Source organism: Paenirhodobacter sp. (genome assembly GCF_047600745.1).
Classification (GTDB): Bacteria; Pseudomonadota; Alphaproteobacteria; order Rhodobacterales; family Rhodobacteraceae; genus Rhodobacter.
In genome coordinates this window covers 132,073-154,595 of sequence record NZ_JASGKI010000001.1, presented here as the reverse complement: position 1 = coordinate 154,595, position 22,523 = coordinate 132,073, and the positions used below count along the sequence as shown (strand labels likewise).

The window sequence follows — 22,523 nt, the reverse complement described above, 5'->3', positions numbered from 1 at the left end:
GGTCCCCAGATAATCGTGCGGGGGCCGGGGGGCAAGTCAGCCCTCGAACAGGTCACCCTGCGGCTGCGCCGGGCGCGGCGCCTCCAGCCCCAGATGCCGCCAGGAACGCGGCGCCAGCATCCGCCCGCGCGGGGTGCGCTGGATCAGGCCCTGCTGCAACAGATAGGGCTCGATCACCTCCTCGATCGCATCGCGGCTTTCCGACAGCGCGGCGGAGAGCGTTTCCACCCCCACCGGCCCGCCGCCGTAATGCTCGGCCATCAGCATCATGTAGCGCCGGTCGGCCCCATCAAGCCCGAGGTGATCCACCCCCAGCCGCGTCAGCGCCCGGTCGGCGATCGCCCGCGTCAGGCGCCCGTCGCCCTCGACCAGCGCGAAATCCACCACCCGGCGCAGCAGCCGCCCGGCGATCCGCGGCGTGCCGCGCGCGCGTTTCGCGATCTCCCGCGTGCCTTCCGGGTCCGACGGGATGCCCAGCAGACGCGAGCCGCGCGTGACGATCAGGTCCAGCTCATCCTCGGTATAGAACTGCAACCGGGTCGGAATCCCGAAACGGTCGCGCAGCGGCGTGGTCAGCAGGCCAAGCCGCGTCGTCGCCCCGACCAGCGTGAAGGGTTGCAACTCGATCCGCACCGTGCGCGCGGCGGGGCCTTCGCCGATCACCAGATCGAGCTCGAAATCCTCCATCGCTGGATAAAGCACTTCCTCCACCGCCGGGTTCATCCGGTGGATTTCGTCGATGAACAGCACGTCGCGCGCTTCGAGATTGGTCAGGATCGCGGCCAGATCGCCGGCCTTCGCCAGCACCGGGCCGGAGGTCATCTTGAAATTCACGCCCAGTTCGCGCGCCATGATCTGCGCGAGCGTGGTCTTGCCAAGGCCGGGTGGGCCGTGGAACAGCGTGTGGTCCATCGCCTGTCCGCGCATCTTTGCGCTTTCGATGAAGACGCGCAGGTTCGCCCGCGCCTCGGCCTGACCCACGAATTCCTCCAGCGACTGCGGACGCAGGGCGCGGTCGGCATCCTCGGGCAGGCGGTCGGGGCGCAGGGTGGGGTCCGGTTCCATCTCAGTCCTTCGGGGCCAGCAGCCGCAGCGCGGTGCGGATCAGCTTTGCGGTATCGGTGGCGGCGGGGTCTTCGGACGCCTTCGCCACCGCCTGCGCGGCCTCGGACGCGCCATAGCCCAGATTGGTCAGCGCGCTCAATGCTTCGGCGGTGAAATTCGCGGTGGGGGCGGGGCGGGGCGTCTCGATCACCTCCGAGGGCGCCGTGTCCACCGTCAGCGTGCCGCCAAGCGCCATCACCGTGGGCGCCTTGTCCTTCAGCTCCATCACCACCCGCTGCGCGAGCTTTGGCCCCACGCCGGGTGCGCGCCGCACCGCGTTCCAGTCGCCAAGCGCGATCGCCCGGCTGACCCCATCCGCCCCGAGCGTGCCCAGAATCGCCAGCGACGCCTTCGCCCCGATCCCCTGCACCGAGGTCAGCAGCTTGTGCCATTCCTTCTCCAGGAGCGTCGGGAAGCCGAACAGCTGCAACAGATCCTCGCGCACCAGCAGGTCGGTATACAGCGCGCAGGATTGCCCCACCGGCGGCATGTTCTGCGCGGTGCGGGTCGAGACATGGACGATATAGCCCACGCCATGCACGTCGATCAGCACATGATCCATCGCGCGGTGGAGGATGATGCCCGCGATCCGCCCGATCATTGCAGCGTCCTGCGCGAGAGCATCGCCGCATGGGTGCGATGCGCCGATTGCAGGTGGTGCGCGTGGCAGATCGCGATGGCCAGCGCATCCGCCGCATCCGGCCCGTCGAAGACCACGCCGGGAAGTTGATGGCGGACCATGTGCTGCACCTGGATCTTGTCGGCATGGCCGACGCCGACCACGGCTTTCTTGATCGCATTCGGGGCATATTCGCCCACCGGCACCCCCGCCTGCGCCGGGACCAGCAGCGCGATCCCCCGCGCCTGACCGAGCTTCAGCGTCGCCACAGCGTCCTTGTTGACGAAGGTCTGCTCGACCGCCGCCGCATCGGGGGCGTGGGTGGCGATCACCTCGGTCAGTCCGGTGTGCAGCACCACCAGCCGCAGCGCCAGATCCTCGCCCGCCGAGTGGATGATTCCATTCGCGACATGGCGCAGCCGGGAGCCTTCCATCTCGATTACCCCCCATCCGAGGTTCCGAAGCCCCGGGTCGATTCCGATCACGCGCATCCTGCTCGCCTTGACTGTGGCATTTTTTCCACGGTTAGCACGAAAAGAGAACATCGCAAACCGAAAAGGCCGGGCGATGATGTCCTGAAAAACGGTGAAAATGCGTCGTGATCCGCGGGAAATACGACGTTTTGACCGGCTGATCCGGCGAATTGGAGCGTGGTTGTAAACGGCCTGTGAACCCCGTTTCTGCCATGCAGCATGCGCATGGCGGGCCTGTCCGTGGCGCGAGTTGTTTTCGCAAACTGCCCGTTCTATGTGCATCCCAGAGGGCAGCGAGCCCACAACAGACGCACAGACAAAACGCAAGAATAAAGGATCACGATCATGGCCGCTTTTGACACCAACCGCACCGTTGCCGCCCATTCCAGCGTGTTCGGCCGCTTCTTCGACGCGATTGCCGCGTGGAACGAAATGCGCATCACCCGCAACGCTCTGGCCCGCCTGAGCGACCACGAACTGGCCGACATCGGCCTGACCCGTTACGAAGCCGAGACTCTGGGCCGGTAATTCCTCCCCTGCCGGTTTGCAAGGGCCGCGCTGGCGCAAGCCGCGCGGCCTTTTTGCATTACCGGCGCATCACCAGCGTGGTCCAGTCGCCGAACGACTCGCGCGAGGCCGTGGCAAAGCCCTGTGCGATATAGGCGGCCACCACCTCGTCGGCCTGTTCGTTCAGGATGCCCGACAGGATGACATGCCCGCCCGGCGCGCAATGCCGCCCCATGTCGGGCGCGAGCGCGATCAGCGGCGCCTTCAGGATATTCGCGAAGATCAGGTCGAACGGCGCCGCCGCCAGCAGCGGTTCCGCCGCGAAGCCCGCCGCCTCGACGCAGATCACCCGACCTTCGAGCCCATTCGCCCGGACATTGGCCAGCGCCGTTTCGACCGCCACCGGGTCGATATCGGAGGCCAGCACCGTGCCCGGCCAGATCTTCGCCGCCGCCATCGCCAGCACCGCCGTGCCACAGCCGATATCCACCACCTTTTCCGCCCGCAGCCCTTCGCGGTCCAGCCGGTCGAGCGCGGTCAGGCAACCGAGCGTGGTGCCGTGGTGACCGGTGCCAAAGGCCATCGCCGCCTCGATCAGCAGCGGCACGCTATCCTCGGGCACCTTGTCGGCATCGTGGCTGCCGTAGACGAAGAACCGCCCTGCCACCACCGGCGTCAATTCCCGGCGCACATGCGCGACCCAATCGGTTTCCGGCAGTTCCGAGATCACGAAGGCGGTGGCGCCATGCGCGGCGGCCAGCAGGTCCAGCACCACGTCGTTGGGCCGTTCGAGGAAATAGGCGCCGATCTCCCACCGCTCGGAACCGTCCTCGATCTCGAACACGCCGACGCCATAGGGCGCGGGATCGAGGTCTTCGATCAGTTCGGCCAGCGTTTCGGCATCGTCGCGGTCGCCGATCGTCGCGAAGGCGGTGAATGTGGGCATGGGCTGTCCTTTCGGTTTGGTCCCGGCATGGCCCGCCGCGCGGCGCCCGTCAAGCCGGATTGACTTGCCGCGCGCGCCGCGCTACGGGCGGCACATGATCACACGGAACGCCCATATCGCGCCTGTCCGACGTCGCCGCACCCGCGCCTGACGATTGATCCCGCATGGCTTCGGGCCGTGCAAAAACCCACAGCAAGCTGTTGACACCCGTCCGGGCCTCGGGCACCCCTTTGGCCTTCCTTTCAGGAGTTCGAACATGATTTCCTCCGTTCTGCCCACCTATAACCGCGCGCCGCTGGCCTTTGTCCGTGGTCATGGCTCCTGGCTGGAGACGGAGGATGGCACCCGATACCTCGACCTTGGCGCGGGGATCGCGGTGAACTGCCTCGGCCATGCGGCGCCCGAACTGGTCGAGGCGTTGACCGAACAGGCGCAGCGGGTCTGGCATCTGTCGAACCTGTATCAGATCCCGGAACAGCAGAAGCTGGCCGATCTGCTCGTCGAACATAGCTTCGCCGATACGGTTTTCTTCACCAATTCGGGCACCGAAGCCTGTGAACTGGCGGTGAAGATGGCGCGGAAATATCACTATGACCGCGGCGATGAACGGGCGGAGATCATCACCTTCGCCGGTGCCTTCCATGGCCGGTCCTCGGCGGCGATCGCGGCGGCGGGGTCGGAGAAGATGGTGAAGGGTTTCGGCCCGCTGCTGCCGGGCTTTACCCATCTGCCCTGGGATGACCTCGACGCGCTGAAGGCGGCGGTGAGCGACAAGACCTGTGCGATCCTGATCGAGCCGGTGCAGGGCGAGGGCGGCATCCGTCCGGCCTCCGATGCCTTCCTGAAGGCGTTGCGCGCGCTGGCCGATGCCCATGGCGCGCTGGTGATCTTTGACGAGGTGCAATGCGGCATGGGCCGCACCGGGCGGCTGTTCGCGCATGAATGGGCGGGGGTGACCCCCGACATCATGATGGTGGCAAAGGGCATCGGCGGGGGCTTCCCGCTGGGCGCGGTGCTGGCGACGGAAAACGCGGCGAGCGGCATGACGGTGGGCACGCATGGCTCGACCTATGGCGGCAATCCGCTGGGCTGTGCCGTGGGCGCGCGGGTGATGCAGGTGGTGGCGGAGCCGGGCTTTCTGGCCGATGTCATCGCGAAGGGCGCCTTCCTGCGGCAGAGGCTCGAAGGGCTGGTCGCGGCGCATCCGGATGTGTTCGAGGACGTGCGCGGCGAGGGGCTGATGCTCGGCCTGAAATGCAAGGTCGCGCCGGGCGATGTGGTGCAGGCGGGCTATGCGCAGAAGTTGCTGACCGTGGGCGCCGCCGACAATGTGGTGCGGATCCTGCCCGCGCTGAATATTTCCGAGGCCGATATGGCTGAGGCCGTGGCGCGGCTGGATGCCGCGGCCGCGACGCTGAAACCCGCGGCATGAGGAGCGCGAGATGACGAGCTTTCTGGATATTTCCACCACCACGCCCGAAGATCTGCGGGTGATGATCGACACGGCCCGCGCGATGAAGGATGCCCGCAACGGGCGGCCGAAGGGGGCGCCGGATGATGACCTGCCGCTGGCGGGGATGATGGTCGCGCTGATCTTCGAGAAACCCTCGACCCGGACGCGCGTCAGCTTTGACGTCGGCGTGCGGCAGATGGGCGGGCAGACGATGGTGCTGTCGGGCAAGGAAATGCAGCTTGGCCATGGCGAGACCATCGCCGACACCGCCCGCGTGCTCAGCCGCTATGTCGACCTGATCATGATCCGCACCTTCGAGGAAGCGACGCTGCTGGAGATGGCGGAATATGCCTCGGTGCCGGTAATCAACGGGCTGACGAACCGCACCCATCCGTGCCAGATCATGGCCGACATCATGACCTACGAGGAACATCGCGGCCCGATCGCGGGGCGCAAGGTGGTCTGGTCGGGCGACGGCAACAATGTCTGCGCCTCGTTCCTTCAGGCGGCGGGGCAGTTCGGGTTCGACCTGACCTTCACCGGGCCGCCGACGCTGGACCCCGAACGCGAATGGATCGACTTCGCCCGCAGCAAGGGCGTGACGGTCGAAATCGAGCGCGATCCGGCGAAGGCGGTGGCGGGGGCGGATCTGGTCGTCACCGATACCTGGGTGTCGATGCACGATCCGGAATCGGCCAAGGAGCGGCGGCATAACCAGCTGCGCCCCTATCAGGTCAACGAGGAGCTGATGGCGAAGGCAAAGCCCGACGCGCTGTTCATGCACTGCCTGCCCGCGCATCGCAACGACGAGGCGACGAGCGCGGTGATGGACGGTCCGCATTCGGTGATCTTCGACGAGGCCGAAAACCGCCTGCATGCGCAGAAGGCGGTGATGCGCTGGTGTCTGGGGAAGTAGGCCCTACTTCCCGGTAAAGATCACCGCCGCGCCGCCCGCGATCAGCGCAAAGCCGAGGACGGTGCGCCAGGTCACCGCCTCGCCCAGCCAGAAGGCGGAGAAGCCGACGAAGACGGTGAGGGAGATCACCTCCTAAATCGTCTTCAACTGCGCCGCCGAGAGCGCGCCATAGCCGATCCGGTTCGCGGGCACCTGAAGCAGGTATTCAAAGAAGGCGATGCCCCAGCTGATCAGGATCACGATCCAGAGCGGCGCGGCCTTGAACCGCAGGTGGCCATACCAGGCCATCGTCATGAACAGGTTCGAGGCAGTCAGAAGCGCGATGGTGACGAGCGGCGCGGGCAGGGTCATGGCGGTTCTCCGTGGGAACGGCCCCGGATAACGTCGTCCGTCGGGCTGCGCCAGTGGCGTTGGGGGCGGCGCCGGGTTCTGGCCCGCGTCTTGGGGGCCTGCGGGGAAAGATCGTTACCGAATGTCAACAGTTCCGGCGGGGTTTTGCCGGGGAGCATGGCATTCCCTCTCGCCCCCGCAGGGAAACCCGGTATAACTCGGGCAAAGACGTGGAGGACAGAGTGACGGCTTCGGTCAAGCGGAAACGCCACAAGCGCAGGGCCCGGGTTGCCGGGGCATTCGGGGTATTTTCGGCGGCCTTGGGCGCGGTTCCCGCGGGCCATGCCGAGCCGCTGATCGGGCAGGGGCGGAACACCTTCGCCATGCCGGGGCTGATCGACATGCCCTCGGCCGAGGCTCAGCGCGACGGTGACTTCGGCATCGCGCTGACCCGGATCGGCGCGGGGACGCAGCGCAACACGCTGACATTCCAGATCGCGCCGCGCATCACCGGGGCCTTCCGCTATTCGCGGGTGCCCGGCCTGATGTATGACAAGGACACACGCGAATATACCGCCCTTTACGACCGCTCCTTCGACCTGCACTGGCAGGTGATCGAGGAAAACGGCTGGATCCCGGCGGTTGCGGTCGGCATGCGCGATTTCATCGGCACCGGGGTCTATTCGTCGGAATATATCGTCGCGACGAAAACCTTTGGCAAGCTGCGGGCGACGGGGGGGATCGGCTGGGGCCGGCTGGGGTCTTCGGGCTCGATCGGGTCCAGCGGCCACCGCCCGGCCTATGATTTCGCGTCGAACGGCGGCACGTTCAACGACAACAGCTGGTTCCGGGGTGATTTCGCGCCCTTTGCCGGGGTTTCCTATCAGGTCAACGACCACCTGCTGCTGAAGGCGGAATATTCGTCGGATGCCTATGTGCAGGAAACGCGGCTTGACGATTTCGACCGCAAGAGCCGGGTCAACCTGGGCGTCAGCTATCAGTTCAACAAGAACGTCGCGGTCGAACTTTATTCCATCGGCGGCACCGATGTCGGCTTCCAGTTCGCGATGACGATCAACCCGAAGGATCCGCCCTTCCCGTCGGGGATCGAGAAGGCGCCGCTGCCGGTGCGCCCGCGCCCCTCCCCGGCGCAGGATCCGGAAGGCTGGTCGGGCAAATGGGCGCAGGATCCGGAGGTCCAGCCCGCGATCCAGAAGGTGCTGGCCGAGAGCCTGAAGAAGGACGGACAGATCCTCGAATCCATGTCGCTGACGGCGACGCGGGCCGAGTTGCGCGTGCGCAACCAGACCTATGGCTCCGAGGCGCAGGCGGTGGGCCATGTCGCGCGGATGGCGACGCGGGCGCTGCCGCCTTCGGTCGAGACGATCGTGGTGACGCCGATGGCCGATGGCATGGCGCTGTCGTCGCTGACCTTCCGCCGCTCGGACCTTGAGCGGATGGAGAACAGCGGCTCCTATGACATGATCGACCGGGTGCAGATCACTCCGGCCGCGCAGGATCCGAAACAGGTCCGCACGTCGGGCTTCTATCCGCAGTATCGCTGGGCGCTGACGCCCTATTCGGCGGTGTCGCTGTTCGACCCGGACGAGCCGTTCCGCATCGACGTCGGCGCGCAATATGCCGCGCGGTATGAGGTGACGCCGGGCTTCGTCTTCTCGGGCGTGGTGCAGCAGAAGATCGCGGGCAACCGTGGCAAGAGTAACCGCGAGTCGAACTCCAAGGTCCAGCATGTGCGCTCGGATCTGACCGAATATAACAAACGCGGTGATCTGACGGTTCAGCGGTTGCAGGGTGCCTGGTATACTCAGCCGATGACCGACGTCTATGCCCGCGTCACGGCGGGTTATCTGGAACGGATGTATGGCGGTGTCTCGACCGAGGTGCTGTGGAAGCCGGTGGACAGCCGCTGGGGCGTCGGGCTGGAGGCGAACTGGGTCAAGCAGCGCGACTTCGACCAGCGCTTCGGGTTCCGCGACTATGATACGGTCACCGGCCATGCCTCGGTCTATTACGACATGGGAACGGGCTATACCGCCGAGGTCGATGTGGGCCGCTACCTGGCCAAGGACTGGGGCGCCACGGTTTCGATCGACCGGGTGTTCGAGAACGGCTGGAAGGTCGGCGCATTCGCCACCATCACGGACATGTCGGCGGACGATTACGGCGAAGGCTCGTTCGACAAGGGCATCACGCTGACGATTCCGATTTCCTGGTCGACGGGTCGGCCGTCGATCAGCGACATCGCCGCGACGATCCGCCCGCTTCAGCGTGACGGCGGGGCGCGGGTGGATGTGGACGGGCGGCTGTATGAAACCGTCCGCGGCGCCCATACGGGCGATCTCTATGACGGCTGGGGGAGGTTCTGGCGATGAAATCCCGGATCGGGGCGCTGCTGCTGGCGGTGGCCCTTGGGGGATGCGGTTCGGAGAGCGACAAGCTTGCCGGGCCGAATCTGGTGAAGGAAGGGGCGATGAGCGTCGCCTCCGCCGCGATGTTTTGGAAAAAGAAGCCGCCTGCGAAGCCGGTCGATGCCGAGGCGATGGCGCGCGGCGCGCTGGAACTGAACAAGGGTCCGCTGATCCTGGCCAGTTTCGAGACCGGCTATACCGACATCTTCGGGATGGTCGGCGAAAACGGCGCGATGCGGACCTACAATTCGCCCGGCAGCCGGGCGATCATCCTGCGCGGCGGCATGCTGGCGGGCACGCGCGGCTTTGGCTTCGACATGATGTCGGCGGAAACCGAAGGCACCGGGCGGCTGATCCGCGCGCGGCAGGCGGGGCAGGCGAAGAAGGTGCTGCGCTATCTCGACGGGCTGGGGCTGGAACGGCCGCTGCCGCTCGATTGCGCCGTGGCGACAGGGGCTTCGACGACCTATCCCTTCGCCGGGCAGAGCTGGAGCGGTCAGCAGGTGGTCGAACGCTGCACCGGCTCGGGGCTGACGATCACGAACACCTTCATTGTCTCCGCCGAAGGGCGGGTGGTGTCGTCGCGGCAATGGGTGACGCCGCAGGTCGGCTATATCACGATCCAGACGGTCCGGCCCTGACGGGGCCGAAAAGAAAAAGGCCGGAGGCGATGCCTCCGGCCTTCTGTTCGCAAGGACGGGTCGGATTAGTCCGACGACGAGTCCGAAGCCGCAACAGCGATAGCGACCAGCAGCAGCGCCGGGATCAGGATGGCGGCGTTCGACGACGACAATTCCTTCACAACAACCGGTTCAGCTTCCACGACCGGGGCAGTGTAGCCGCCAGCGAAAGCGGACGAGGCCGACAGGCCGAGGGCCAGGGCGATAGTAGCGAGTTTCTTCATGATAATCTCCGTCATTTGCTTTGACAGCCGCCATGCCTAGCAGCATCGGGGCGAGAGTCGCACAGCATCGGGTAAATGCAAAGAGTAAATCGCCTCGGGCCCGGGTGGGCACCGGCGGACTGTTGCAGTTTCGCACAGGATTGGTCCGCCGGGTCACAATGGCAGGTCCATTCCGGGCCGGTTGTGCATCTGCGACCTCATTCATTTTCAAATCGTTAGCGGCGCACGCGCGGGTAACCGCCTGCTGCGGGCCTTCTGCGAGGATCGCGTCCTGCCCCGCGTGGGGCGAGTCATTCCACCGAAAGGAGTCGCCATGCTTGCAGCAACGCTGGCCCGGGCCCTGGCCTTCGTGCTGGCCCTGGGCGCGGCCTGGGGGTTCGGGCGGCGCGAGGGGACGCGCGCGGCCACGTCCCGCATTGCCGAAGAGGACAAGAAGAATGCGCAACGGATCGAAAAGCGGGCGGATGCTGCTCGTGCTGCCACTGATGATCCTGTCGGGCGGCTGCACAGGGCCGGTCGTCTCAGGGACTGAACACACGATCTGCCGCGAGTTGCGCGCCGACCTGCCTACATGGTCGCGCCGCGACACGGCCGAAACGCTGGCTTCGGGCGCGCGCTTCATCGCCGTGTTCGAGGCGATCTGCCCCGCGCCCTAGGGCAGGATCGCGATCCAGGCCCAGATCGTCAGCAGCGACACGGCCGTCGCGATCAGCACCGAAGACGCGGCGACCCGTTTCGCCGCGCCATACATGTCGGCGAACAGATAGGCATTGATGCCGGGCGCCATCGAGGCCGTCAGCACCGCCGAGCGCAGCGCCTCGGTATCCAGATGGAACCCCCAACGGCCCAGCAGATAGGCCGTGCCCGGATGGACGAGCAGCGAGCAGACGACCACCATCGCAATCGCGCGGCCATCGCCCTCGGGCTTGTATCTGTGCAAGACGCCGCCCAGCCCGAAGAGCGCGGCGGGCACACCGGCGCCGCCCACCATCTTCATCGCCGCCCAGATCGGTTCGGGAAGGTCTTGGCCGGTGAGGCTCATCCCCGCGTTCAGCGCGAAACCGCACAGGATGCCGATCACCATCGGCGTGTGGAACACCCCCCGGATCGCGCGCAGCGCCACCGTGCCGATACCGCCACCACTGTTGCGCGCGATTTCCATCATCAGGATACCGACGGTGAACAGCAGCGGCGAGTAAATCGCGATGATCGCGATATTGCCGTCGAGCGAGCCCGGCCCATAGGCGCGTTCCATGATCGGGATACCGAGCAGCAGCGAGTTCGAGAACAGGCAGCAGAAGCCGATTGCCGCCGCATCCACGGGCGAGCGTTTCAGCCAGACCCGCGACAGCACCATCCCGATCGTATAGGACAGGAAGGCCCCGGCGTAGAACGCCGCGAGCGGCCCGGGGTGAAAGCTCGCGCGGATGTCGATCCGCGCCATCTGCATGCACAGCATCACCGGAATCGCGAAGGCCTGCGCGAATTTCATCAGCCCGGCGATGGCGCCTTCGTTGAACAGCCCCCGCCATGCCGCCAGATACCCGAACCCCATCACGAGGAAGACCGGCAGCAGGACGTTGAAGAGGGTGTTCATGAGGCGGGGAATTCCAGCACGAGGCCATCATGAGCGGGGCGCACATGGGCGGGGGTTTCGGCCTCGACCGCATCATGGTCGAGGTCGATGTGCATGTTGGTCAGCACGGCCGTCCTGGCCTTGGCCCGTTCGATCCATTCGAGCGCCAGCGCCAGATGGGCATGCGTCGGATGCGGCTTGCGCCGCAGCGCGTCCAGCACCCAGCAGTCGAGCCCCTGAAGATGCGCCCACATCGGCTCGGGGATCTCGCTCACATCGGGCAGATAGGCCAGCCCGCCGATCCGGTAGCCCTGCGCGTCGATATTGCCATGCACGACCTTGAACGGCTGGAACGGAATCACCCCGCCCGCGCCGGTGATTTCAAACGGCGCGGTGCGCACCGCATGCAATTCGCAGATCGGGTGATAATTGCTGTCCGGCGGCTGCACGAAGGCATAGGCAAAGCGCGAGATCAGCGATTCCTGCGTATCGCTATCGGCCCAGACGGGCAGGCGGCGGCGCATGTTGAAGGCGATCTGGCGCAGGTCGTCCAGCCCATGGGTATGGTCGGCGTGGCTGTGGGTATAGACCACGGCATCCAGCTCTCCCACGCCCGCGCGCAGCAGCTGTTCGCGCATGTCGGGCGTGGTGTCGATCAGCACGCGGGTGGTGCCCTGGTCCGAAATCCGCTCGACCAGCATCGAACAGCGCAGCCGCCGGTTGAGCGGGTTTTCCGGGTTGCATTCGCCCCAGATATTGCCGATCCGCGGCACCCCGCCCGAAGAGCCGCAGCCGAGGATGGTGAAACGCAGCCTGCTCATGCCCGGGCCTTCCAGAAAAGACGATCGAAATTGGCGCGGGTCTGCGCGGCGAAATCGGCGTAATCCATGCCGAAGACCTTGGCCCCCACCTGCGCGGTCAGCGCGGTATAGGCGGGTTCGTTGCGCCGCCCCCGATGCGGCGGCGGCGCGAGATAGGGGCTGTCGGTCTCCGTCAGGATCCGGTCGATGGGCGCGGCGGCGAAAATGTCGCGGATCTCCTGCGATTTCGGGAAGGTCGCGATGCCCGACATCGACAGGTAGAACCCGAGGTTGATCGCCGTCCGTGCCAGCGCCGCGCCCGAGGAGAAGCAGTGCATGACGCAGGTGAAGGGCCGCGCCTTCATCCCCTCGGTCAGGATGCGGGCGGTGTCCTCGTCGGCATCGCGGGTGTGGATGATCAGCGGCAGGCCGGTTTCCTGCGCGGCCTCGACATGCGCGCGGAAGGAGCGCTGCTGAATTTCCTTGCTGTCGGCGGTGTAGTGGTAATCCAGCCCGGTTTCCCCGATGCCGACGAATTTCGGATGGGCGGCCAGCGCGATGATGTCTTCGGCGGACACCAGCGGTTCTTCGTGGGCGCTCATCGGATGGGTGCCGGCGGCGTAATAGACGCCCTCGAACCGCTCGGCGATGGCGCGCACCTGCGGTTCGGACCGCAGCCGGGTGCAGATCGTCACCATCCGCGTCACCCCCGCCGCGCGGGCGCGGGCGATCACATCGGGCAGTTCATCGGCGAAGTCGGGGAAATCGAGGTGGCAGTGGCTGTCTACGATTTCGGGGGGGAGGTTTCTGCCACGGCGTTTCCTTTCGGCGCGGCCATCACGCGGCGGCCGCGGTCATCTCCAGAACCATATCCATGACCAGCGCCCCGGGGTCAAGGTTGACCGCCCGGCCATGCCGTGCGCGCGCGCCCAAAGTCTGGTGCAGCGTCGCCCATTTCATCGCAGCCGCGCCATCGGGGGCCAGCCGTGCGAGCAGGTCCGACTCACCCGGCGCGGCCTCGGGCACCGGCGGGCCCTGCAATCCGGTACGCGCCAGCCGCGCAAGGAACAGGTCGATCAGGCCCAGCATCAGATCGAACCGGGTTTCGTTCTGCTTGCCGCCCATCTGTTCGGCCAGCGCCACCGCCTGTGGCCGGTCCAGCCGGGGCAGGGTGGCGAACAGCCGGATCAGCCCCTCATAGGCGCCGATCCCGTCGAGGTTCACCAGCCGCACCGCCTCGCCCACCGATCCGCCCGCCAGTGCGGTGACCGCCGAGGCGTCGTCTTCGAGCATCAGCCCGGCTTCCTCCAGCGCGCGCGCCATATCCGCCGGGCCAAGGGTGCCCAGCCGCAATTCGCGGCAGCGCGAGCGGATCGTCGGCAACAGCCGCGCAGGCTGATGCGTGACCAGCAGGAAGGTCACCCGCTCGGGCGGCTCCTCCAACAGCTTCAGCAGAGCATTCGCCGCCTGCACATTCATCTCGTCCGCCGCGTCGACGATCACCACCCGGCGCCCGCCCTCGGCCGCGCTCAGGTGCAGGAAGCCCTTGGCCCGGCGCACCTCATCGACGCGGATATCCTGCGACAGGCCGGTGCCGGTGGCGTTTTCGCCGCGTTTCAGCACGAAAATCCCCGGCTCCGCCCCCGCCCGGATCCGATGCGCCAGCGCGCTTTCCGGATCGGTGTTCAGGCTGTCGGGCGCGAACATCCCCCCGGGATCGGACAGCAGGAACCGCGCGATCCGCCAGGCCAGCGTCGCCTTGCCTACCCCGCGCGGGCCGGTGAGCATCCAGCCGTGGTGCAGCCGACCGGTGTTGAAAGCGTCCAGAAAATCCGCCTCGGCCCGCGCCTGACCATAGAGGCGTTCGGTTTCGCGCGGGTGCGGCGCACCTTCGACGGCGGTCGGATCGGGCAGGTCGCTCATCCAAGCGCCCGCCGGGTCAGGGACAGCACCTCTCCGGCGATCTCGGCCTCGGGCCGCATGCCGTCGATGACGCGGAAACGTTGCGGTTCGGCCTGCGCCAGCGCGAGGAAGCCGTCGCGCATCTTCTGTTGCAGCGGCAGGCCGAAATCCTCGAACCGCTCCTCGGTGCCCTGACGGTCGCGGGCGCGCGCCAGCCCGGTTTCCGCCGCGATGTCGATCAGGAAGGTCAGGTCGGGTTCGCGCCCGATCATCAGCCGGTGCAATTCGTCCACCAGAGCGCGCAGGCCGGGTTCGCGCAGGCCCTGATACATCCGTGTCGAATCGGCGAAACGGTCGCAGATCACCACCTGCCCGGCCTTCAGCGCGGGGTCGATCCGGCGTTCCAGATGGTCGCGCCGGGCGGCAGTGAACAGCAGGATCTCGGTCTGGGGGGACCAGCGGTCGGGATCGCCTTGCAGCACCAGCGCGCGGATTTCCTCGGCGCCGGGGCTGCCGCCCGGTTCGCGGGTCAGGACGACATCGCGCCCACCCGCCCGCAGCGCCTCGGCCAGCCGCCGCGCCTGCGTGGATTTCCCCGAACCGTCGATGCCCTCGAAGGTGATGAACATCAGCTTCCGGCGGCGTCGCTCGCCGTCTGCGCGGCACGGGAGAACAGATGCGCCGCGGCGGAACGCAGCCGCACGAGGAAGCCGCCCTTTTCCACATCGGATTGCGCCACCAGCGGCACCACCGTCGGCTCGTCAAGGCCGGGGATATGGATCACCAGCTGGCCCAGCGGATCGCCCGCCTTGAAGGGCGCCCGCGCGGGGCCGTCGAACACCGCCTCGGCCTTCACGTCTTCGAGCGCGCCGGCGGGCAGCAGCAGCCGCACATCCTCGGCCGGCACCAGCCCCACCTTCGACGCGGACCCCAGCCAGACCGGCGCTTCGGCCAGCCGCGTGCCCTTTTCCACCACCGTCTTCAGAACGAACTGCCGGAAGGCCCAGTTGGCGATCGCCTCGGATTCCTGCGCGCGGTCGGTCTCGCTGGCCAGCCCGTTGACGACGAAGATGATCCGCCGTTCGCCCATCACCGCGGATCCGACCAGCCCAAAGCCCGCTTCCTCGGTATGCCCGGTTTTCAGCCCATCGGCCTGCCAATCCGCCGCCTTGATCCTCAGCAGCGGGTTGCGGTTATGCGCATTGGCGGGCGCGCGGTCCTTGTAATTATATTCCGTCTCGGCAAACAGCGGATAATATTCGGGAAATTCCGTAATCAGCCGGGTCGCGATCACGCCAAGGTCGTGCATCGACATGCGTTGTTCCGGCGCGGGCCAGCCCGAGGCATTGGCGAAATGCGAGTCGTTCATGTCCAGCTGCCGTGCGCGTTCCGTCATCTGCCGGGCGAAATTGTCCTCGGACCCGGCCAGCCCCTCGGCCACGACAACGCAGGCGTCGTTACCGGAATTGATCGCGATACCCTGCATCAGTTCGCGCACCGTGGGACGGTCCATCTCGTTGAGGAACATGGTCGAGCCGCCCATCTTCCGCGCCCGGGTCGAGACGGCGAAGGTCGTGTCCATGTTCACCCGCCCGTCGCGCAGCGCCTCGAACAGCATGTTCAGCGTCATCAGCTTCGACATCGAGGCGGGGGGCAGCGGCTCGTGCGCGTTCTTGTCGAGCAGCACCGTCTGCGTCGTCATGTCATAGACCCAGGCGGCGCGGGCACGGGTTTCAAACGCCCCGGCGGGCAGGGCGACCGAGAGGGTGAGGGCGGCAACAAGGGCTACTCGGGGAAGGCGCATCGGGGCTCCTGTTTCGTGGCGGCACTCGCCTTTGCGTGAAGATTAACCGCTCCGGCGGGCCAAGGAAAGCGCCAGCGGCCCCCCTTGGGGGCTGCCCGCTCAGAAATGCGTGAGGTATCAGCCCCAGACGGCGGCGAATTCGCGCCATTCGCCCTTCGACATGCCCGATGTCTCCTGCGTCACGGCCTCTCCGGCCAGACGCCGCTTCAGCACCTCGACCGCACGGCCCGACAGGGTGACACCGCCCAGCCGGTAATCTTCGAACGCCGCATAGGCCAGCGGCACCCAATCCTTGACGATCGCGCACATGGCTTCGGCATAGGCGCGGATCTCGTATTGCGCATGGGTGTCGGCGCGCAGCCGCAGGAAGTGGAACAGGTTGTGCAGGTCGATCTTCCAATACCATTGCGTGTAGACATTTGCCGGAAGGTTCATCCGCGCCAGTTCCCGCGCAAGGCCCAGCTTGCCCGCATCGGCATCGGGGGTCAGCATGTCTTCGTAATGGTCATAGGAGCGCATCGCATCCTCGCGCAGCAGGTCCAGCACCCGGGCCGCCTCGGCGCCCTGCAAGACTTCGCCCCGGCCCTGGTTGTTGACCCTGGACTGCGCGGCCAGATGTTCGGGCGCGGGGATGTAGAATTCGCGGTCCAGAATCGAATAGCGCGCCGAGTATTCGTTCACATTGGCGGTGCGGTGGCGGATCCACTGCCGCGCGACGAAGACCGGCAGCTTGACGTGGAACTTGACCTCGCACATCTCGAAGGGCGTCGAATGCCAGTGCCGCATCAGATAGCGGATCAGGCCGCTGTCGTCGCTCACTGCCTTCGTGCCGCGGCCATAGCTGACACGCGCGGCCTGGGTGATGGCGCTGTCGTCGCCCATGTAGTCGATCACCCGCACGAGGCCATGATCCAGCACCGGATGCGCGGTATACAGATGCGCCTCCATCCCCGGCGCGGTGGCGCGCAGGGTGGGGCTGGTTTCGCTCCGCTGGGCCTCGATCTCGGCAAGCTGTTCGGGGGTGAGGGTCATGCGGTGTCTCCGTAGCGATTCCCGCCGGACTATACAGGCAGCGCCCGGAAGATGCAGGCGCGGATTGACGCCGGGGGGGAACCGGCTAATTCTGGGGCGACACGGAGGTAAGGTCATGAAAATCAAATACCTGCATACGATGGTCCGGGTTCTGGACCTTGAGGCCAGCATGAAGTTCTATGAACTCTTGGGGTTGAAGGAAATCCGCCGGGCCGAGAACGAGGCCGGTCGCTTCACGCTGGTCTTCATGGCGCCGGAGGATCAGCCGGAATGTCCGGTCGAGCTGACGTGGAACTGGGACGGGGATACGGGCCTGCCCTCCGACAGCCGCCATTTCGGCCATCTCGCCTATGCGGTCGAGGACATCTATGCGATGTGCCAGACCCTGATGGACCATGGCGTGACGATCAACCGCCCGCCGCGTGACGGCCACATGGCCTTTGTCCGCTCGCCCGACAATGTGTCGATCGAACTGTTGCAGATGGGTGAGCGGAAGCCGCCGCAGGAACCCTGGGCGTCAATGCCGAACACCGGACACTGGTGATCAGCGTTTGAACCGGTCGGCCAGTTTCTCGATCGGGCTGCGGGTGTCTTCGGGCGCGGGGGCCGGTTTCGGCTCCGGCCGCGTGCCGGTCGAGGAACGCGGCGGGGCGGTGCGCAGGCTGACCGTGTTCAGGAACTTCTGCGCCTCGCCCGCCGCGAGGGCGGGCGCCCCTTCGGAGATCCCGCGCAGCAGATCGTCCAGCCAGTCCTGATCCGCCTTGAAGAAATCCGACAGCACATAGCCCGCCACCCGGTCCTTGTGCCCCGGATGGCCGATGCCGAGCCGGACGCGGGCATAGGCCTCGCCCATGTGCTGATGGATCGAGCGCAGCCCGTTGTGACCGGCGTGGCCGCCGCCCTGCTTTACCCGCATCTTGCCCGGCGCGAGGTCGAGTTCGTCGTGGAAGACGGTGATGTCCTCGACCGGGATCTTGTAGAAATCCGCTGCCGCGCGGACGGATTGGCCGGACAGGTTCATGAAGGTCTCGGGCTTGAGCAGGATCACCCGGTCGGAACCGAAGCGGCCCTCGGAGACCTGGCCCTGAAACCGCGCCTTCCACGGGCCGAAGCCGTGATCCGCCGCGATCCGGTCCAGCGCCATGAAGCCGATGTTGTGCCGGTTCGCCGCATATTTCGCGCCCGGATTGCCGAGCCCCACCCAGAGTTGCATCGCCGTCTCCTTTGCGCCGCTTCTAGCGCGGCGGGGTCAGGCGCGCAACGCGGCGGCGATCCGGGCGATGCCTTCGGGGATGCGCTCGACCGAGATCGAGGAATAGGCCAGCCGGTAGAAACCCGCGCCCGCCGCCGGATTGGCGAAGAACGGCGCGCCGGGTTCGATCAGCACGTCCTGCGCCTGAAGCGCCGCCGCCAGCACCGCCGAAGACCGCCCCTGCGGCATCGCCATCCAGAAGCTCGACCCGCCGCCCAGCGTGGCGGGAGTGAGGCCCTGCGCCGCGATCGCCGCCTCCATCGCCGCGCGGCGGGCGGCATAGGCGGCGCGCATCCGGTTCATCTGTGCGTCGTAATGGCCAAGCGAGAGGTAATAGGCGAGCGTGCGTTGCAGCATGCCGGGCGGGTGGCGCAGCGTGAGGGAACGCAGCGCGCGGGCCTCGCGGATCACCGCCGGATCGGCGACCATATAGCCCAGCCGCAGCCCCGGGAAGACGGATTTCGAGAAGGAGCCGAGGTGGATGACGGCGCCCGACTCGTCGCGCGCCTTCAGCGCCGGGGAGGGGGCCCCGGCGAAGGACATCTCGAATTCGTAATCGTCTTCGATGATGGCGAAGCGGTGGGTTTCGGCACGGGTGAGGAGCGCCGCGCGGCGGGCGGACGGCATGGCGGTGTTGGTGGGGCTCTGGTGGCTCGCGGTGGTGAAGACGGCGGTCAGGCCCTCGGGCAGGGTGTCGGGGGGCAGGCCGTCGCGGTCGAGGGCGAGGGGGATCACCTCGGCCCCGGTGGCGGCAAGGATCGGGCGCAGGCCGGGATAGCACGGGTCTTCGATGGCGCAGCGCCGCCCGGGGCCAAGCAGGATCTGCGCCGCGAGCCACAGCCCGTTCTGCGCACCCAGCGTCAGCAGGATGTTGCCGCTCTGCGCCCGGATGCCGCGGCGGGGCAGGATGTGGCGGGCGATGAAGTCGACGAGTTCGGGGTCGTCCTCGCCATACAGATCGCCGGTCAGCGGGATGAATTCGCGCCGACCGAGCGCGCGCACGGCACAGTCGCGCCAGGCCGCATGATCGACCAGCGCGGGATCGGCCTGCCCATAGACAAAGGGGAAGCGGAAGCGACGCCAGCCGGGCTCTCGGTCCTTGCGCTCGCCCCGGCTATAGCGGCCATCGAGCAGGGGGGACCAGTCGAAACCGCCCTGCGGGTCCGGCGCGGGGGCGGGAAGCGGCGTGATCCGGCCCGAGATGAAATGCCCGGTGCGGGCGCGGCTGCCGAGGTAATCGGTGGCGACGAGTTCGGCGAAGGCCTGCGCCACGGTGACGCGGGCGACGCCGAGATGGGTGGCGAGGTGGCGCGAGGAGGGCAGTTTCTCGCCCGCGCGGAAGCGGCCTTCGAGCACGCCCGCGATGATCTGGCGGCGGAGCTGCGCCTGAAGCGGCGTATCCGCGCTACGGTCGAGGAAGAAGGCTTCGGCGGGAATCGTCATCTGCCGATCTGGCCCGAGGAGTGGGCATCCGGCAACCAAAATGCGAACGCCCGCCAAGGGGCGGGCGTTCAAGCCTGTGAGCACGCGCCTGTGCGCGTGCGGTCAGCCAAAGACGCGGGTCAGCGCGCCATCGACGGCGGTGGTGATGCGGTCGATGTCATCGGTGCCCGCGATCAGAGCCGGGCTGAAGGTCAGGGTGTTGTTGTGCTTCGGGATCGAGCGGTTGGTCATGCCGATGATCACGCCCTGCGCCATGCAGTCGGCCACCACGGCGGCGACCTTCTTTTCATCCGCCGGTTCGCGGGTGGCGCGGTCGGCCACCAGTTCGGCGCCGCAGAACAGGCCCTTGCCGCGCACGTCGCCGATCGCGGCGTGTTTGTCCATCAGCGTGGTCAGGTTGTCCATCAGCCGGTTGCCCATGGCGAGGGTGTTTTCGAGAAGCTGTTCATCCTCGATGATGCGGATGTTTTCCAGCGCCGCCGCCGGGCCCGCCGTGCAGCCGCCGAAGGTGGAGATGTCGCGGAAATGGGACATCGTGTCTTCGGGGGCGTCCTTGAACATGTCGAAGACGCGTTCGGTGGTGACGGTGCAGGAGATCGCCGCATAGCCCGAGGCGACGCCCTTGGCCATGGTCACGAAATCCGGTTCGATCCCGTAGTTCTGATAGCCGAACCAGGTGCCGGTGCGGCCGACGCCGCAGACGACTTCGTCGATGTGCAGCAGGATTTCGTATTTGCGGCAGATTTCCTGCACGCGTTCCCAATAGCCGCGCGGCGGGGTGATGACGCCGCCGCCCGCGGTGATCGGCTCCAGCACGATCGCGCCGATGGTTTCCGGGCCTTCGCGCAGGATCACCTCTTCGATCGCATCCGCCGCGCGTTCGCCATAGTTTTCCACGTCCCATTGCGCGCGGTATTCGAGGCAATGCGGCACCCGGACGAAGCCATCCGGGAACGGGCCGTATTGTTCGGCGCGCTGGTCCTGTCCCGAAGTCGCGAGCGTGCCGATCGTGGTGCCGTGATAGTCGCGGTCGCGGAACAGGATCTTGTTCTTCTTGCCGCCGTAATGGCGCACCGAGATCTGGCGCACCATCTTGTAGACCTTCTCATTCGCCTCGGAGCCCGAGTTCGAGTAATAGACCCGGGTCATGCCGGGCATCTTGGTCAGCAGCTTTTCGGCGAAGAGCGCGCCCGGGATGGTGCCGCCGGCGCCTGCCCAGTAGTTCAGTTTGATCAGCTGGTCGCGGATCACATTGGCGATCGAACTCGCGGCCATAGCCCACGTTCACCGTCCAGACCCCGCCCGAAACGGCGTCGAGGAATTCCTTGCCGGTGGCGTCCCACAGCTTCATCCCCTTGCCTTCGACGAAGACGCGCGGGTCGATGGTTTCATAGGGCTTGTGCTGGGTCAGGTGGTGCCAGACGTTCTTGCGGTCGGCTTCGACCGCGTGGCTCAGGTCGTTTGCGGAAAAGGAAAGGGTCATCTGCTGGACTCCGGAGTGGTTTGGTTATTGGTGCGCCCTGGCCACGCATCGCGATAGTGCCAGATCCCGCGTTTGGATGGGGCCAGGTGGGTCCGTACCCCGGGATGATACGCAGGGAGGGCTGATGTTTCGCGTCAAGCCGAGCTTGAACGGATTCTATCCACCCATCTGGTGAGATCTGTCTGCGTCAGTCTGAGCAGACTGGGTGGGTGGATTTTGCGAGCAACGGGGGCGTGATGGTGCGGGCGAGGAGAGGGGCATGGGCAGAAGACCGCGCCGGACCCACAGGCCGGCATTCAGGGCAAAGGTGGCGTCTCAAGGGCGAGAAGGCGCTGATCGGTTTGGCGCAGGATTTCGACGTTCATCCGGGCCAGATCAAGCCGTGGTGCGACCTGGGTGTTCGGCGAAGCCCCGAAAGCCGATCCGGAACCGGCTGTTGGTGAAGACCCTGGATGCGAAGATCGGAGCGCTGACGCTGGAAAACGATCTTACGCAGGACTTGCGCGGCCCCACTGGCGCCACGATGTCCGGCGCGCTTGGCAAGGCGGGTCTGTTCCCGCGCGCAGGAAAATGATCCCACCGCCGGGCTGAGTGTCAGCCTGCCGGGGATCGGCCGGGGGAGTGTCTGCGACAAGCCGCGTCCGGTGCCGGGCGCCGATCTGAAGCGGATGCACCGAATCGACAAGCTGCACATGGAGTTTCCGTTCGCAGGCAGCCGGATTTGCCGGTGCACGAAGGCTTCAAGGTGGGGCGTTGCCAGCGTCCCGCAAGCCCGCACCGCGATCCGTCGGTAGCTGAGCTTCTGCAATACCCGCCGTCCGCATTCATCGCCTGACGGGAAAACCCCGGATCAGGCCGACTTCAACCAACCGATGCCCGAAGCCCGGGCGGCGTAACCGAGACGGAAACCCACTTGGAAAACGCACGGAACCTGGCCAGATAAGCCAAAACATATCTGAGATTGGTGGCAATTGTGTGGTGGCGTACTCTCCGGGTGAACTGACGCCCACCCAACCGGCGGCGGCAACCGCCAGGGTAATCGCGCCATGACGCAGAATATCGACAGATCGTTTTTTTCGCTGCTGCCCGATGCAAACGGGTATGATCTCATCGAAGGCCGCCTGCGGGCGAACGTCCGCGCGACGATCGAGGCGTTGTTCGAACAAGAACTGGCCGCCTGCGTTACGACTGCGGTGACGACAAGGTCAAGGGTACCGCCACGGGCATCGCGAAGGCCAACTGACCGGCACATTTAGCGCCGAGACGGTGCGTGTTCCGCGTGCCCGGATCGAGGGCGGCAAGGCATCGTGGCCTGTGTAACCGTCGGGCTGCAATTCCCTCGACGCCCGCTGGGATATCTATAGCATGGCGCCCGGGCGAAGACCCAGGCGGGCGAATCGCCACCCCTCTGACCCCCATCATCGCGGGTCGGCGGCACAAACAGCATCTTGATCTCCGAAGACTTTCCGGTACCCGAATTGCCGGATTTTCTAAGAAGACAACACTGGCACCGACCTGACGAAAAACAGGTTGCATCGCCCGCTTCGTCA

22 protein-coding genes and 3 pseudogenes are annotated in these 22,523 nt (G+C 66.4%); 9 read left to right on the top strand and 16 right to left on the bottom strand.

The genetic code is table 11. From position 1 onward, the window contains the following. Window positions 1-36: 36 nt before the first annotated feature. From ruvB to ruvC, 3 genes are read right to left on the bottom strand one after another with little or no spacing between them, the layout of a single operon-like run. Window positions 37-1,065, bottom strand: coding sequence for a Holliday junction branch migration DNA helicase RuvB (ruvB, locus tag QM789_RS00830; protein ID WP_420350097.1), 1,029 nt, complete (start codon window positions 1,063-1,065; stop codon window positions 37-39). 1 nt (window position 1,066) lies between these two features. Continuing rightward, window positions 1,067-1,705: a Holliday junction branch migration protein RuvA gene (gene ruvA, locus QM789_RS00825; RefSeq protein WP_420350096.1), complete on the bottom strand. Its 639-nt coding sequence runs from the start codon at window positions 1,703-1,705 to the stop codon at window positions 1,067-1,069. Further along, a complete protein-coding gene (ruvC, locus tag QM789_RS00820; RefSeq protein ID WP_420350095.1) occupies window positions 1,702-2,214 on the bottom strand; it encodes a crossover junction endodeoxyribonuclease RuvC in 513 nt (170 codons plus the stop codon). The genes ruvA and ruvC overlap by 4 nt, the downstream gene beginning before the upstream one ends. Window positions 2,215-2,541: 327 nt before the next feature. Between ruvC and QM789_RS00815 the strand changes: the two genes are divergently transcribed. Next, window positions 2,542-2,724: a DUF1127 domain-containing protein gene (locus QM789_RS00815; protein WP_420350094.1), complete on the top strand. Its 183-nt coding sequence runs from the start codon at window positions 2,542-2,544 to the stop codon at window positions 2,722-2,724. A 58-nt stretch (window positions 2,725-2,782) separates the two neighbouring features. Here the strand turns inward: QM789_RS00815 and QM789_RS00810 are convergent, their stop codons facing one another. After that, on the bottom strand, window positions 2,783-3,649 hold the full coding sequence (locus QM789_RS00810) for a 50S ribosomal protein L11 methyltransferase (protein ID WP_420350093.1): 867 nt from the start codon (window positions 3,647-3,649) through the stop codon (window positions 2,783-2,785). A gap of 256 nt (window positions 3,650-3,905) precedes the next feature. Between QM789_RS00810 and QM789_RS00805 the strand changes: the two genes are divergently transcribed. Both QM789_RS00805 and argF read left to right on the top strand, forming a co-directional pair. After that, window positions 3,906-5,081 (top strand): aspartate aminotransferase family protein, encoded by a 1,176-nt coding sequence (locus tag QM789_RS00805; RefSeq protein WP_420350092.1) that lies wholly within the window; start codon window positions 3,906-3,908, stop codon window positions 5,079-5,081. Between the two features lie 10 nt (window positions 5,082-5,091). Further along, entirely contained in the window at window positions 5,092-6,018 is a 927-nt protein-coding gene (argF, locus tag QM789_RS00800) for an ornithine carbamoyltransferase (RefSeq protein ID WP_420350091.1), read from the top strand. 3 nt (window positions 6,019-6,021) lie between these two features. Here the strand turns inward: argF and QM789_RS00795 are convergent. Continuing rightward, window positions 6,022-6,369: pseudogene (locus QM789_RS00795) on the bottom strand (DMT family protein). A gap of 221 nt (window positions 6,370-6,590) precedes the next feature. Here QM789_RS00795 and QM789_RS00790 point away from each other — a divergent pair. Both QM789_RS00790 and QM789_RS00785 read left to right on the top strand, forming a co-directional pair. After that, complete coding sequence (locus QM789_RS00790; protein WP_420350090.1) at window positions 6,591-8,741, top strand: YjbH domain-containing protein; 2,151 nt, start codon at window positions 6,591-6,593, stop codon at window positions 8,739-8,741. Then, window positions 8,738-9,418, top strand: a complete 681-nt coding sequence (locus QM789_RS00785; RefSeq protein WP_420350089.1) for a YjbF family lipoprotein — start codon at window positions 8,738-8,740, stop codon at window positions 9,416-9,418. Before QM789_RS00790 ends, QM789_RS00785 begins: the two co-directional genes overlap by 4 nt. 65 nt (window positions 9,419-9,483) lie before the next feature. Here QM789_RS00785 and QM789_RS00780 read toward each other — a convergent pair whose 3' ends face one another. Continuing rightward, window positions 9,484-9,681, bottom strand: a complete 198-nt coding sequence (locus tag QM789_RS00780) for a hypothetical protein (protein ID WP_420350088.1) — start codon at window positions 9,679-9,681, stop codon at window positions 9,484-9,486. Window positions 9,682-10,118: 437 nt separating this feature from the next. Between QM789_RS00780 and QM789_RS00775 the strand changes: the two genes are divergently transcribed. After that, window positions 10,119-10,337 (top strand): hypothetical protein, encoded by a 219-nt coding sequence (locus tag QM789_RS00775; protein ID WP_420350087.1) that lies wholly within the window; start codon window positions 10,119-10,121, stop codon window positions 10,335-10,337. Here QM789_RS00775 and QM789_RS00770 read toward each other — a convergent pair. The 7 genes from QM789_RS00770 to thyX all read right to left on the bottom strand — a co-directional run bounded on the left by QM789_RS00770 (window position 10,334) and on the right by thyX (window position 16,795). Next, entirely contained in the window at window positions 10,334-11,278 is a 945-nt protein-coding gene (locus tag QM789_RS00770) for an AEC family transporter (protein WP_420350086.1), read from the bottom strand. The two genes, QM789_RS00775 and QM789_RS00770, sit on opposite strands and share 4 nt — an antisense overlap. Continuing rightward, window positions 11,275-12,078: an MBL fold metallo-hydrolase gene (locus QM789_RS00765; protein WP_420350085.1), complete on the bottom strand. Its 804-nt coding sequence runs from the start codon at window positions 12,076-12,078 to the stop codon at window positions 11,275-11,277. Before QM789_RS00765 ends, QM789_RS00770 begins: the two co-directional genes overlap by 4 nt. Further along, window positions 12,075-12,800 carry a TatD family hydrolase gene (locus QM789_RS00760; protein ID WP_420350737.1) on the bottom strand — a complete coding sequence of 242 codons (726 nt, stop codon included), beginning with the start codon at window positions 12,798-12,800 and terminating at the stop codon, window positions 12,075-12,077. The genes QM789_RS00765 and QM789_RS00760 overlap by 4 nt, the downstream gene beginning before the upstream one ends. A 94-nt stretch (window positions 12,801-12,894) precedes the next feature. Further along, the gene (locus QM789_RS00755; RefSeq protein ID WP_420350084.1) at window positions 12,895-13,980 is read right to left on the bottom strand and encodes a DNA polymerase III subunit delta'; all 1,086 of its coding nucleotides are present in this window, start codon (window positions 13,978-13,980) and stop codon (window positions 12,895-12,897) included. Next, window positions 13,977-14,588 (bottom strand): dTMP kinase, encoded by a 612-nt coding sequence (gene tmk / locus QM789_RS00750; RefSeq protein ID WP_420350083.1) that lies wholly within the window; start codon window positions 14,586-14,588, stop codon window positions 13,977-13,979. Before tmk ends, QM789_RS00755 begins: the two co-directional genes overlap by 4 nt. Next, a complete protein-coding gene (locus tag QM789_RS00745) occupies window positions 14,588-15,763 on the bottom strand; it encodes a D-alanyl-D-alanine carboxypeptidase family protein (protein ID WP_420350082.1) in 1,176 nt (391 codons plus the stop codon). Before QM789_RS00745 ends, tmk begins: the two co-directional genes overlap by 1 nt. Window positions 15,764-15,880: 117 nt before the next feature. After that, on the bottom strand, window positions 15,881-16,795 hold the full coding sequence (gene thyX, locus QM789_RS00740; RefSeq protein WP_420350081.1) for an FAD-dependent thymidylate synthase: 915 nt from the start codon (window positions 16,793-16,795) through the stop codon (window positions 15,881-15,883). A 115-nt stretch (window positions 16,796-16,910) separates the two neighbouring features. Between thyX and QM789_RS00735 the strand changes: the two genes are divergently transcribed. Continuing rightward, a complete protein-coding gene (locus QM789_RS00735) occupies window positions 16,911-17,339 on the top strand; it encodes a VOC family protein (RefSeq protein WP_420350080.1) in 429 nt (142 codons plus the stop codon). Here QM789_RS00735 and pth read toward each other — a convergent pair whose 3' ends face one another. From pth to tpa, 3 genes and pseudogenes are all read right to left on the bottom strand, one after another. Continuing rightward, window positions 17,340-18,008 (bottom strand): aminoacyl-tRNA hydrolase, encoded by a 669-nt coding sequence (gene pth / locus QM789_RS00730; RefSeq protein WP_420350079.1) that lies wholly within the window; start codon window positions 18,006-18,008, stop codon window positions 17,340-17,342. A 36-nt stretch (window positions 18,009-18,044) separates the two neighbouring features. Next, window positions 18,045-19,490 (bottom strand): PLP-dependent aminotransferase family protein, encoded by a 1,446-nt coding sequence (locus QM789_RS00725; RefSeq protein WP_420350078.1) that lies wholly within the window; start codon window positions 19,488-19,490, stop codon window positions 18,045-18,047. Between the two features lie 102 nt (window positions 19,491-19,592). Further along, window positions 19,593-20,973, bottom strand: a pseudogene (tpa, locus tag QM789_RS00720) (hypotaurine--pyruvate aminotransferase Tpa). A 436-nt stretch (window positions 20,974-21,409) separates the two neighbouring features. Between tpa and QM789_RS00715 the strand changes: the two are divergent. Beyond that, entirely contained in the window at window positions 21,410-21,547 is a 138-nt protein-coding gene (locus QM789_RS00715) for a hypothetical protein (RefSeq protein WP_420350077.1), read from the top strand. Window positions 21,548-22,019: 472 nt separating this feature from the next. After that, a pseudogene (locus QM789_RS00710) lies at window positions 22,020-22,269 on the top strand (IS256 family transposase); the annotation flags it as partial. Window positions 22,270-22,523 lie beyond the last annotated feature (254 nt).